General features: G+C 56.2%; 9 protein-coding genes. 7 read left to right on the top strand and 2 right to left on the bottom strand.

The window, feature by feature from the left end:
• Positions 1-5 precede the first annotated feature (5 nt).
• Both C173_RS24050 and C173_RS24045 read left to right on the top strand, forming a co-directional pair.
• The gene (locus C173_RS24050) at positions 6-905 is read left to right on the top strand and encodes a selenium metabolism-associated LysR family transcriptional regulator (protein WP_036729432.1); all 900 of its coding nucleotides are present in this window, start codon (positions 6-8) and stop codon (positions 903-905) included.
• A gap of 72 nt (positions 906-977) precedes the next feature.
• Positions 978-1,889 (top strand): PHP domain-containing protein, encoded by a 912-nt coding sequence (locus C173_RS24045; protein ID WP_081751310.1) that lies wholly within the window; start codon positions 978-980, stop codon positions 1,887-1,889.
• A gap of 323 nt (positions 1,890-2,212) precedes the next feature.
• Here the strand turns inward: C173_RS24045 and C173_RS24040 are convergent, their stop codons facing one another.
• A complete protein-coding gene (locus tag C173_RS24040) occupies positions 2,213-4,099 on the bottom strand; it encodes an Rqc2 family fibronectin-binding protein (protein ID WP_036729430.1) in 1,887 nt (628 codons plus the stop codon).
• A gap of 191 nt (positions 4,100-4,290) precedes the next feature.
• Here C173_RS24040 and C173_RS24035 point away from each other — a divergent pair, with 191 nt between their 5' ends.
• The 5 genes from C173_RS24035 (at position 4,291) to C173_RS24015 (ending at position 12,225) form a co-directional block, all read left to right on the top strand.
• Positions 4,291-7,101 carry a calcium-translocating P-type ATPase, SERCA-type gene (locus tag C173_RS24035; RefSeq protein ID WP_036729427.1) on the top strand — a complete coding sequence of 937 codons (2,811 nt, stop codon included), beginning with the start codon at positions 4,291-4,293 and terminating at the stop codon, positions 7,099-7,101.
• Positions 7,102-7,216: 115 nt separating this feature from the next.
• The gene (dapF, locus tag C173_RS24030) at positions 7,217-8,053 is read left to right on the top strand and encodes a diaminopimelate epimerase (RefSeq protein ID WP_036729424.1); all 837 of its coding nucleotides are present in this window, start codon (positions 7,217-7,219) and stop codon (positions 8,051-8,053) included.
• 168 nt (positions 8,054-8,221) lie between these two features.
• Positions 8,222-9,889, top strand: coding sequence for a spore germination protein (locus tag C173_RS24025; RefSeq protein WP_063830943.1), 1,668 nt, complete (start codon positions 8,222-8,224; stop codon positions 9,887-9,889).
• Positions 9,879-11,084, top strand: coding sequence for a Ger(x)C family spore germination protein (locus tag C173_RS24020; RefSeq protein WP_036729422.1), 1,206 nt, complete (start codon positions 9,879-9,881; stop codon positions 11,082-11,084). Before C173_RS24025 ends, C173_RS24020 begins: the two co-directional genes overlap by 11 nt.
• 40 nt (positions 11,085-11,124) lie before the next feature.
• The gene (locus C173_RS24015) at positions 11,125-12,225 is read left to right on the top strand and encodes a GerAB/ArcD/ProY family transporter (protein ID WP_036729419.1); all 1,101 of its coding nucleotides are present in this window, start codon (positions 11,125-11,127) and stop codon (positions 12,223-12,225) included.
• On the opposite strand, the gene C173_RS24010 is transcribed toward C173_RS24015, so the two are convergent.
• Positions 12,198-12,455 (bottom strand): hypothetical protein, encoded by a 258-nt coding sequence (locus C173_RS24010; protein ID WP_036729417.1) that lies wholly within the window; start codon positions 12,453-12,455, stop codon positions 12,198-12,200. The genes C173_RS24015 and C173_RS24010 overlap by 28 nt on opposite strands.
• Between the last annotated feature and the right edge of the window lie 6 nt (positions 12,456-12,461).

The raw sequence follows: 12,461 nt of genomic DNA, 5'->3' as shown, positions 1-12,461 counted from the left end.
AACGTATGAATTTTCATCAGCTTCATATTTTCTATACCGTGTCCGAACGGGGCAGCTTCTCGGCGGCGGCGCAGACTCTGCATATGACCCAGCCTGCGGTGACGATGCAGATTCAGGCGCTTGAGGATTATTTCGGAACCAAGCTGTTCGACCGTTCCACCAAAAAAATCATACTCACCGAGGCCGGCCTGACGCTGATGCCGTTCGCGGTGCGCAGCATGCAGCTGATGCGTGAGACGGATCAGGCGATGTCGGCCTTCACCCACATGCTGGAGGGACGCCTGATGCTCGGAGCCAGCCTGACCATCGGTGAATATGTGCTTCCCCGCCTGCTGGGGCCCTTCGGCAAGGAATATCCGAATATCTCGATTATGATGAAGGTGATGAACACTTCACAGATTATGGATGAGATTCATAAGCATCAGCTGAATTTCGGGCTGATTGAAGCGCCGGTCTCCCACCCGGACATGGTGATTGAGCCGGTAATGGGCGACGAGCTGAAGCTGATCGTGCCCCATGAGCATCCGCTGGCCGGTCAGGCGGAAGTGACGCTGGCGCAGGCGCTCGCCTATCCATTCGTGCTGCGCGAACGCGGCTCGGGCACACGGCGGGTGATGGAGGAGCAGCTTGAGGCTAACGGGCTTGACCCTGCAGCGATGCAGATTGTGATGGAGCTGGGCAGTACCGGGGCGGTGAAGTCGGCGGTAGAGGCAGGGCTGGGGATTACAATTATCTCGACCTCCTCGGTCAAGCATGAAGTAGCGCTCGGCCTGCTGAAGATTGTCAATCTGACGGATGCCTCCTTCAAACGGCAATTCTACGCTATTCATCTGAAATCGACCTTACTGCCGATCTCGGCGGTAACCTTCCTAAGCTTCCTGCGCCAGCATGCCGGCGGACAGTAACGGATATGCATAGCTAGCTGCGTGTAGCTGCATGAAAGCATGTAAACTTACTTGAAAGAACGGAGGAATTCCATGACAGACCCTACAAGTCATAGCTGGCATTCAGAGGCGGAGTTAGCTACAGCGGGTTTTGCTGATACAGCCGGCAGATGCGACCTGCACACCCATACCCAGGCCTCGGACGGCATGCAGCCGCCGGCAGAGAATGTTCGGCTTGGTTACGAGGCTGGATTGGCAGCGTTAGCCATTACCGATCATGATACGGTCAGCGGAGTAGCGGAAGCACTGGAAGCAGGAAAGCGGTACGGGATTACTGTAGTTCCCGGTGTAGAGATCAGCACACGGCAGAGCGGCAAGGAGATCCATGTCCTCGGTTACTATATCGACATAGAACAGGAACTGCTGTTGTCCCGCCTGGAGGAGCAGCGGGGTATCCGGCTCGGGCGTAATGAAGCAATTCTGGAGAAGCTGCGCGGGCTGGGCATTGCGATCACCCTGGAGCAGGTAGTGTCAGGGCTTGGCCGGGAGCTGAAGCCTGATGAGAGCATCGGCCGCCCGCACATCGCGGATGAGCTGGTGCGGCTGGGTGCAGCCGGAGATATGCGGGATGCTTTCGATAAGTATCTGGGCGAAGGTGCGGCGGCCTATGTCTCGCCTCCGCGCATTACCCCGGAGACGGCCTGCCAGTGGATTCGTGAAGCAGGAGGTGCAGCGGTGTTGGCCCATCCGGGAATCTACGGGGATGACGCACTGGTGCGCAGAATTGTGGAGGAATGTGATTTGGACGGCATCGAGGTGTATCATTCCGATCATGGCCCGGCAGAGCATGAGCGCTACCTTGCACTGGCTGCGGAATTCGGCCTGCGGGTAACCGGCGGCTCGGATTTCCATGGTGCGCGGCAGGGCGTTGTTTTCCACGGGGATCTCGGCAGTGTGAGTGTGCCTGCCGCTGTGCTGGAGCAGCTTAAGGCTGCCAGAGGCTGACTGTAGGACTCAGCAAAGAGCGCAGGATACAAAAACACAAAACGCCAGATACAAGACACAAGACACAAGACACAAGACACAAGACACAAGACAATAAAAACCTCCGACCCTTAGCGCAGACGCTACAGGACGGAGGTTTTTTGGTAGGAGCAATCCTTACTGTTAGTAAAGCGCATGATTAGTAAGAGGAAACCACCTACTATTGTGTTCGGTTTTCCGCATACATTTGGCCCGTGCGCCTTGAGCGAACCCAATGTATGCTGTTTTCCACATACTTTTGGCCCGTGCGCCTTTCGCGAACTCATTGCTGTTCGGTTTTTCGCTTAACTCCGCAGCACATTCGGCAGCTGCTTGATCCGCTCTTCATCGGGCGTGACGAAGAGTGTCCGCTGATGATCGTAGATGACGAAGCCCGGCTTGGCTCCGCTCGGCTTGCGCACGTAACGGATGAGCGTACAGTCCACCGGGACACTGCTGGATTGCTTGGCCTGGCTGTAATAGGCGGCGAGCTGAGCAGCTTCCTCCAGGGTGGCATCGCCGAATTCCTCACTGCGGATCACCACATGCGAGCCGGGAATATCCTTTGTATGCAGCCAGGTATCGTTCGGAGCAGCGAGGCGGTTGGTAACATATTCGTTTTGCAGATTGTTTTTGCCGACATAGATGTCAACCCCTTCAGAGGAAGTGAATACCTGCAGCGTAGGTCTGGCAGCCTTCTTTTTCTTCTTGCCTTTTTTGCTGCGGTCGCGGAGATAGCCTTGGCTGACCAGCTCCTCGCGGATCTCCTCAATGTCATTCAGTGAGGCATGGGCTAATTGCTGGAGCAGCAGTTCCATATAGGCAATTTCTTCGTGCGTCTTCTTGACCTGCTCGCCGATCACCCGCAGGCTGTTCTTGTACTTGTTATATTTTTTGAAATACCGCTGTGCATTGTCCGTAGGGCTTAGCAGCGGGTCGAGCGGAACGGTAATCTCCGCCTGATTCTCATCATAGTAGTTTACTAGCTTTGCTTCCTTGTCGCCTTTGTTCACGGTGTGCAGGGAAGCGAACAGCAGCTCGCCCCAGATCCGGAACTGGTCTGCATCCTCGGCTTCGTTCAGATCCTTTTGCAGGTTGGCCAGCTTCTTGATGTTCTTGCTGCGCTCGTTGCTGAGGAAGCGGATCAGGTCGCTAACCCGCTGCTTAACCGTGTCCTTCTCCGCCTTGTCCCCGTAATAATCCTCCAGGCACAAGCTTATGGAGCTGTAATGCTTCACATTCCCGCTCATGAGCTTCAGCGGAATGGCCGAGAATACCGGCTTGCCCTTGGCATTCCAACCGGTGACTGGAGCGAATTCCAGCTTGCTGACCGGCTCCATGACGGAATGGAAGGCTTCCCAGAGCTGATCGGGCTTATCCATGCCGCTGCTGAAATCCTCAGCTTCTCCGCCTATCTCCTTGTACCGGTGGAGGATCTCTCCGGCGATCAGCGGACTCAGGCCGCTGAAGGCGTGTACCAGCCAGCCGGCCGGATCGGCTGAAGGGGCCGGGCCGCCGGAGCCGTCAGCCTGCGGTGCCTCAAGTGAGGCCAGCAGTCCGGCGATCTCGCCCTCGATCATATCCTCCTCCGGCTCCTGAGGATGCTCGGCGGCGTAGCGGGCCGCTTCCTCTGCCGAGGCTATCAGGGTAAGGAAGTCCGGCTGGCTGATCTGCAGCGGATTCAGCTTATGCTGCTGCGGCGGCTGGGTATAAGCCGCTCCCGGCATAACGACCCGGTAGCTGCTGATTGACGGGGTGACATGATGAATGCCGTCGATAATCGTCCCCGTGGCTAGCTCGGTCAGAATGATGTTGCTGTGGCGTCCCATCAGCTCGATGATGATTTTTTTGGCGGAGACATCCCCCAGCTCATCCCGTGTTCTGATGGTGATATGAATAATTCGTTCAAGCCCCATCTGGGTAATGCTCTCGATGGTGCCGCCTTCACAATGCTTGCGCATCAGCATGCAGAACATCGGCGCTTCTGCCGGGTTGATGCTGCTTCTCTCGGTCAGGTGCAGCCGGGGGTAGGTCGGGTTCGCCGACAGCAGCAGCTTGCCGCCGCCGCCCGCACCGCGCAGGGTGAAGATGAGGTCATGTGTGCTGGGTTGATATATTTTGCCGACGCGTGCACCGATGAAGGGCTGAAGCTCATGCACGATCGCTTGGGTAACAATGCCGTCTAATGCCATGATAAGGTTCTCCTGTCGCCTGATAATAAAGTACTCCCTCTATGATGCCATACTTTTACCGGTTCGCGCAAAAGGAGAAACCTAGATGCGGTGATATTTTGGGACGACCATGAATACACTTGGACATGAACAGGTGGAAAAGCTGTGCGCCGCCGGAAGTCAAGAAACGACCGGGAGGGGAAAGATTAGTTATGGAACAAAAAAGCTGGCACCGGCTCGGTGCAGAGGAGCTGCAGGAGATGTTCGGCGTTCAGCCGGGAACGGGGCTAAGCGCCGAGGACGCCGCCGCAAGACGCAAAGAGAGCGGGTACAATGAGCTGTCTGAGGGCAAAAGGGTATCACCTTTTACGCTGCTGCTCAATCAGTTCAAGGATTTCATGGTACTGGTGCTGATGGGGGCGACTTTGGTATCCGGCCTGCTCGGCGAATACTTAGACGCCATTACGATTATCGCGATTATTCTGCTTAACGGGGTACTCGGATTCGTGCAGGAGTTCCGCGCCGAGCGTTCGTTAAGAGCACTGAAGCAGCTCTCCGCGCCTACGGCCAAAGTGATGCGCGGCGGGAAGCAGGAGGTGCTTCCCGCCAGAATGCTGGTCCCCGGAGATATCGTCCTGCTGGAGAGCGGGGACCGGATACCGGCAGATGTCCGCTGGCTGCAGTGCAGCAGCATCTATGCCGAAGAGTCGGCGCTGACAGGGGAGTCGCTGCCGGTCTCCAAGCATGCCTCGGCGATCTATGCTGAAGACATCCCGCTGGGCGATCAGAAGAATATCGGCTTCATGGGTACGATGGTGACCCGGGGAACCGGCCGGGCTGTGGTCATCCGCACCGGTATGGCTACCGAGATGGGCAAGATTGCCGATCTGATCCAGAACACCGAATCCCAGGAGACCCCGCTGCAGCACCGTCTGGAGCAGCTCGGTAAGATTCTGATCTACGTCTCACTGGGGCTGACCATTGTTGTGGTCCTGGCAGGAATTATGCATGGTCAGCCGGCAACGGCGATGTTCCTGGCCGGGGTGAGTCTGGCGGTGGCAGCTATTCCCGAAGGACTTCCGGCCATTGTGACGATTGCGCTTGCGCTGGGTGTCCAGCGGATGATCAAGCGCAAGGCGATTGTCCGCAAGCTGCCTTCGGTAGAGACGCTGGGCTGCGCCTCCGTCATCTGCTCGGATAAGACAGGAACCCTGACGCAGAACAAAATGACAGTCACCCAGCTCTGGAACGCCGGACGGACCCTTGAGGTATCAGGGGAAGGTTATGCTCCGGTAGGCAGTGTGCTCCAGAAAGGCCGGCCCGTTGATCTAAAGAATGACCAGAGTCTCCGGCGCATGCTTCAGGTGGGTGCATTATGCAGCAACGCAGAGATTTATGAGAGCTTCCCCGAGACGCGCAGCAAAAAGAAAGGCAAAGGCGCAGAGGCCGATAAAGGGGCTAACGCCCAGCCGGTCTGGGAACTGAAGGGCGATCCTACGGAAGGAGCGCTGGTCGCTTTGTCTGCCAAAATGGGACTAACTGCCCAAACGCTTGCTGTAACCTATACCCGGGAGACGGAGTTTCCGTTCGATTCTGAACGCAAGCTGATGTCGGTGGTTGTAAATCACCCCGGCGGCCGGATGATCTGCACCAAAGGCGCACCCGATGTGCTCCTGAATTGCTGCACGTATATGCTGTGGGAGGGCGGAGTCGTGCCCTGCACGCCGACCTTGCGCCAGAAGGTGCTGGATGCCAATGAACAGATGGCTTCCGGCGCACTGCGTGTGCTGGGGATGGCTTACCGCGATCTGCGGAGCGGAGAAACGGCCGGCAGCGAGAAGGAAGCGGAGAGCCAGCTTGTCTTCGTGGGTCTGGCCGGGATGATCGATCCGCCGCGCAAGGAAGTTCGCGATGCGATCAGCGTGACCCGTCGGGCAGGCATCAAGACGGTCATGATTACCGGCGACCATGGGACGACCGCAGAGGCGATTGCCCATCAGCTCGGCATTCTGCAGCGCGGCGGCAGGGTTCTGACTGGTAGCGAGCTTACCCGGATGGACGATGATGCGCTCGATAAGGTATCGGACAATGTCTTCGTCTACGCCCGGGTATCTCCGGAGCATAAGCTGCGGATCGTCAAGTCGCTGCAGCGCCACGGCCATGTCGTAGCGATGACTGGCGATGGAGTAAACGATGCGCCTGCAATTAAGGCCGCCGATATCGGGATCTCAATGGGAATCACCGGTACGGATGTGACGAAGGAGGCTTCGGCCCTGGTCCTCGGGGACGATAACTTCTCGACCATCGTGGCCGCCATTGAAGAGGGACGGAATATCTATGAGAATATCCGCAAGTTCATCCGGTATCTGCTGGCCTCGAATGTCGGTGAGATTCTAACCATGTTTTTCGCCATGATGCTCGGGCTGCCGCTGCCGCTGGTTCCGATCCAGATTCTATGGGTCAATCTGGTTACAGACGGCTTACCTGCAATGGCGCTGGGCGTAGACCAGCCGGAGAAGGATCTGATGGAGCACAAGCCACGCGGTGCAAAAGAAAACATCTTTGCCCGGCGGCTGGGCTGGAAGATTGTCAGCCGCGGGCTGCTGATCGGCCTCTGTACGCTGGCCGCCTTCTGGCTCACGCTGCGGATTGATCCAGGCAGTGCGCAGCAGTTGATCCGCGCGCAGTCGGTTGCTTTTGCCACCCTTGTGATGGCACAGCTCATTCATGTGTTCGACTGCCGCAGCTCGCGCTCGGTCTTCTACCGGAATCCGTTCCAGAACAGATATCTGGTCCTGGCTGTCCTGTCCTCTGTCCTCTTAATGCTGGCTGTAATGTACCTCCCTGTGCTTCAGCCGGTGTTCAAGACCGTTCCGCTCAGCTTCCGTGAATGGTGCCTGGTGCTGGTGATGTCCGGAATCCCGACCTTCCTGATGGGAGCGGGCAGCGTCTGGGGCGGCAAGAAGAACCGCAGCCGCAGCGGTGGACGCCAGATGATAAAAAGTACAAAGTTTTCAGCATAAAATCAATAGCCTCACTCCACTCCTATAAGGTATGCTGGTTTCACTGAGAAGCTTGGTTTATGATGAACCAGGAATGTGGAAACAGCTGATCTTACTTATAGGAGTGGACCTGACAATGGAATTTACTAAAATGCACGGTTTGGGCAATGATTTTATTATCGTATTCGGCGAGGATGAGCTGCCGGGCAATGCCCCGGAGCTGGCAGTTACGCTGTGCAACCGGTTCTTCGGCATCGGCGCAGACGGACTGGTGTACATTCTCCCTTCGCAGCGCGGCGACTACATGATGCGTATCATGAACTCCGATGGCTCTGAGGCTGAGCAATGCGGCAATGCGATCCGCTGTGTATCCAAATATGTATATGAGCATGGTCTGGTGGAATCGGAGCAGATTGTCATTGAGACGATTGGCGCCGGAGAACAGAAGGTCTCTCTGAAGGTGAAGGACGGGATTGTGGAGAGCGTAACGGTGGATATGGGTGAGCCGGTCCTGTCTGGACTACAGATTCCTGTAGCGATCGACGCGGAGCCTGTGCTCGACCAGCCGATTGAAGCGGACGGCACAGCGTTCAGATTCACCGCAGTCTCCATGGGGAATCCGCATGCAGTCATTTATGTGGACGATGCGGTATCGTTCGATCTCGCAACCTGGGGACCTAGGCTGGAGGTTCACCCGCTCTTCCCGCGTAAGGTCAACGTGGAGTTCGCCACCGTAGTGAACCGCAGTCACGTGGACATGCGCGTCTGGGAGCGTGGTGCCGGGCCTACCCTGGCCTGCGGAACAGGCGCCTGTGCGACGCTGGTCTCCTCCGTGCTGAACGGAGTGACGGACCGCTCGGCGGTCATCAGCCTGAAGGGCGGTGACTTGTTCATCGAATGGAACGAGAAAGACAATCATGTCTATATGACCGGCCCTGCACAGGTGGTATACACCGGCTCAGTAGATATCTGATATCTGATTGCCATATAACTATTTACAATCCCTTGCATACCGGATGCAGGGGATTTTTTATGTAATTCAGAGCCGGTATGGAACTGGAGTATGAAATGAAAGCCGAATAATGGCAGGCATATCCGCGAATAATAGAACTCTGCATAGAATCAGGGAGGAGGAGCGGAAATGAAGTCAGGGTCCAACCGAAAAGCACAGAATGCGGGAGCAGATCCTGCACCGCGACCGGGACAGCCGCAGGGCAGCGTTCCCTTGGGCCTCGCGGATACGGTCGCCCAAAGTCTGCTTCACATTCAGACGGAGCTTGGCGGCAGTCCAGATCTCCAGATCCGCAGAATCCAGATCGGGGGAGAACGCCGCCTGGAAGCGGCCGCTGTTCATCTGAGTGGACTGGCGGACCCTGCGGCAGTGAATGAATTCGTACTCGGTTCACTGCTGAATCATACAGAGGAGCTGTTCCTTGACAGAACGGATGGCGGTGCTGATAGCCGCGGGGAAGAAGCTTCACTTCCGCAGCAGATACTTAGCCGTGCAATGGAGATAGGTGATGCGGAGCTCCAGGAGAATTGGAAGGAAATCATGCTCGCAATTCTCTCCGGGGACACAGCGATTCTGCTGGAGGGCTGCCGGTCAGCGATTCTGTGCGGAACCAGGGGCGGGGAGCAGCGGGCGGTCAGTGAGCCTTCCTCCCAGCTCGTGGTCAGGGGGCCGAAGGACGGGTTCGTCGAGTCGGTGGCCACGAACATCTCGCTGATCCGCCGCAGAATCAAATCCGCCAAGCTGCGCCTGGAGGTCTTGAAGATCGGCTCGGAGACCCATACCCATGTGGCGCTGATGTACATGAAAGGGATTGCGGGGGAGGATCTGATCCGCGAAGCCAGAGATCGGCTGAACAAGATTGTTATTAATGAGATTCTGGAATCCGGAAATATTGAGGAATTAATTCAGGACAAGACCTTTACACCGTTTCCGACGATCTACAACTCGGAACGGCCGGATGTGGCTGCAGGAAATCTGCTCGAAGGCCGGGTGGTTATTATTGTGGACGGCACGCCGTTTGTGCTGATTCTTCCGGCGGTGTTTACGCAGTTTTTTCAGTCTGCCGAGGATTATTCCCAGCGGTTCGACATTAGCATATTAATGCGGCTGGTCCGTTATTTGAGCTTCCTCGTTCTGATTCTGGGGCCTTCGGTCTACCTTGCGCTGACTACCTATCATTATGAGATGATTCCGACCACGCTGCTGATTAATCTGCTCTCCCAGCGGGAGAATGTACCCTTCCCGGCCTTTGTGGAGCTGCTCTTGATGGAGCTGGCCTTTGAAATCCTGCGCGAAGCCGGGGTACGCATGCCTCGCGCCATCGGGCAGACGGTCTCTGTGGTCGGTGCGCTTATCCTGGGAACGGCGGTGGTAGAGGCCGGCATAATTACACCTATCATGGTTATCGTAGTGGCGTTGACCGGGATTGCCAGCTTTGCCCTACCGGCTTACAACATGGCCATTGCCGGGAGAATTATCCGGTTTGCTTTTCTGATCATGGCCAGTATATTCGGCTTCTATGGAATTACTCTGGGCCTGATCCTGCTGGTGGCACATATGAGCAGCCTAAGATCCTTCGGTGTTCCTTATCTCTTCCCCTTCGTGCCGCTCTCCATTAAAGGGCATAAGGACACACTGTTCAGAATGCCGCTCTGGCTGAACGGCGCGGACAAGCCGCCGGCACAAATGCGCGAGGAAATGCCGGACTACATGCTGCTAACGACTGGTCATGAAGAGCAGCTCCCCCCGTTAATCCGCAAGAATAGCAGGACTGAGGAGGAGAACCGTGAGGAATAGAATCTTCGGCGGCATAGGTGTACTGTTTGTCCTTCCAATGCTGCTGCTTACCGGCTGCTGGGACAGTGTTGAACTCAACCGGCGGGCAATTGTCTCGGGGGTAGCGATCGACAAGGGCGACTCTGAGGCTGAGCGGTACAAGCTGTCCTTTCAAGTGATTGTGGCGGAGGAAATCTCCGGAGAGAAGAGCAGAGGTATATCGCCGGTTGCGCTGTACACAGGAACAGGCCGCACGATGTTCGAGGCGCTGGCAGACGCTTCCCGCCAGACGGCACGCTTCCTCTCCCTGGGACATGTGCGGGTGCTGGTGATCTCGGAGGCGTTCGCCCGCGAAGGCATCAAGGACCTTCTGGATGTGCTGGAGCGGGAGAGCGATACCCGGCTGAACAGCCTGATTTTCATCTCCAAGGGACAGCCTGCGCGTGAGATCATGTCCACAATGACCGTGTTCAGCAAAATCCCGGCCAATGATCTTGTGGAGAAGCTGGAGACGACCTCCAAGCAGTTCGGCTATAACTTCCGGATGGCCGTGGATGATGTGATCCGGGGCATTCAGATCAGAGGAGGCGGTCCGGTGATCAACGGGGTATACACCAGAGGAGAGTGGACTCCCTCATCGGGCAGCAATGACAGCCTGAAGAATATCGAACCCCGGTCGATCCTGAGAGTCTCCTCCCTTGCGGCATTCAAGGATGACAAGCTGAAGGGCTGGCTTACGGGTGACGCTGCTCTCGGTACCGTTCTTTTGCATAATCGGATCAAAGAGTTCCCGGTTCTGCTCAAGCAGCAGGAGGGCCGTTATCTCTCCTTCAACATCTATCAGTCCCAGGTGTCACTTGCCGTCGAGTCGTCTGACCCGGAGCATCCTGTCTTTACGGTCAAAATCACGCAGCAGGCTGCGCTCAAGGAAGCTCCGAATCCGCTCGATCTTACCTCGCCTAAAGTGCTGGAAGAGCTGTCAGACCGGCTCATAAAAGAAAGCGTCAAGCATATCCAAGCAGCCATAAGCACAGCCAAAGAATTGGGCAGTGATTATCTCGGCTTTGGACGGGCATTGCAGCGGAAGGATCCGCGCGGCTGGAAGAAGGTCAGGGACCACTGGGAGGACGTATTCGCAGACTGTGAGATCCGGTTCGATGCGGATGTGGTCATCCGGCATACGGATATGCGCAGCCACTCTTTTCAGATTCATTAAGTCTGCCGGTAGGGTAACCGGGTGAGGAGGTCCACAGAATATGGGGAAGGTCAAAATCGGACTCGTCGAATTCTTCAGCCTGACGGTGCTGTTCGAGCTGGGCACGGCGCTGGTGGTTAATCTGGGAATGGGGGCAGGCCGGGATGCCTGGCTCTCGATTCTGATCGGCTGCGCGGCGGGGCTGATCATGTTCACGGGATACGCCTATCTGTACCGTAAGCACCCGGACCAGCCTTTTACAGCCTATACACGGCAAATTCTCGGAAAATATATCGGGGCACCGGTAGGCCTGCTCTATATTATTCTCTACATAAACCTGGCTGCCAGGGATTTGCGCGATGGCAGCACCATGCTCGCAATGTCGACCATGCATCATACTCCGCTGTTTATCTTAAGCGCCCTGATGCTGCTCTCGGGAGCTTATGTGCTGCATAAGGGGTTGGAGGTGCTGAGCAGAACGTCCATGGTATTTGCGTTTGTCGTTCTGGGGATCGGCCTGTTCGGGACAGTGATGCTGATACTCTCCGGTACAATCAATCTGCACAGACTGTTGCCTGTACTGGAGAATGGCTTTCAGCCCGTGCTTCGCTCGGTGATTCATCAGAATTATATGTTTCCGTTCGGGGAGATGGTGTGCTTCACGATGCTGATGCCGTATCTGTCCAGTGTCAAAAAAGGACCGTGGATCATCGCCGCCGCCATGGTGTTCTCCGCGCTGCTGCTCAGCTTCACGATGGCGCTGAATGTTTCGGTTCTGGGTGCTGACATTGTAGAGCGTTCGCCGCTCCCGCTGATGCCGACGATCAGCAAGATCTCCATTTCGGATATCATCCAGCGGGTGGATATTTTTGTGGTTATGGTGCTGATCATCGGGGTGTTTTTCAAAATGGCCGTCTTCTTCGCTGCCGCGCTTATCGGAATTTCGGACCTGTTCAAGCTGCCGTACCGGAGAATGCTCTATCCCTGCGGACTGATCATCCTCTTCACCTCCATGCTGGATGCGCGAAGCTTCATTGAACATCTGGATGAGGGCGGGACCCTGCTGTACAGGGTGTATCCCTATTTAATGATAGTCGTTCCGGTGCTGCTGGTAATAGTAACGGCGGTCCGCGATCATTTCTCCGCCCCCCGGCCGGGCTGACGGCCGCTAACCCAATAGATGACATCAGGTATGATAAGGAGCAGCACCAGCACAGCCGCAGTCAGCTTCTCCGAGGTAGTATAGAGCAGATAATTCAGTATATAGCGGATATTCTCCGTCCCGTAGCCGAACATCCAGTCCAGCAGGTACAGGTACAGCAGCGAGAGCGCCGACAGCAGGAGGATTACGGCATATTTGCGCAGCAGCAGCCTTCTTATTTGCTTCTTCATTCCTAC

The sequence above is a fragment of the Paenibacillus sp. FSL R7-277 genome, from assembly GCF_000517965.1.
Classification (GTDB): Bacteria; Bacillota; Bacilli; order Paenibacillales; family Paenibacillaceae; genus Paenibacillus_AQ; species Paenibacillus_AQ silagei.
Note: the sequence above shows the minus strand (reverse complement) of the source record. Positions and strands in the feature narration are given on the sequence as shown.

Coding starts and splice junctions, on each gene's coding strand:
- C173_RS24050 (WP_036729432.1), top strand. CDS start 6: ATGAATTTTCATCAGCTTCATATTTTCTATACCGTGTCCGAACGGGGC.
- C173_RS24015 (WP_036729419.1), top strand. CDS start 11,125: ATGGGGAAGGTCAAAATCGGACTCGTCGAATTCTTCAGCCTGACGGTG.
- C173_RS24010 (WP_036729417.1), bottom strand. CDS start 12,455: ATGAAGAAGCAAATAAGAAGGCTGCTGCTGCGCAAATATGCCGTAATC.
- dapF (WP_036729424.1), top strand. CDS start 7,217: ATGGAATTTACTAAAATGCACGGTTTGGGCAATGATTTTATTATCGTA.
- C173_RS24025 (WP_063830943.1), top strand. CDS start 8,222: ATGAAGTCAGGGTCCAACCGAAAAGCACAGAATGCGGGAGCAGATCCT.
- C173_RS24035 (WP_036729427.1), top strand. CDS start 4,291: ATGGAACAAAAAAGCTGGCACCGGCTCGGTGCAGAGGAGCTGCAGGAG.
- C173_RS24040 (WP_036729430.1), bottom strand. CDS start 4,099: ATGGCATTAGACGGCATTGTTACCCAAGCGATCGTGCATGAGCTTCAG.
- C173_RS24045 (WP_081751310.1), top strand. CDS start 978: ATGACAGACCCTACAAGTCATAGCTGGCATTCAGAGGCGGAGTTAGCT.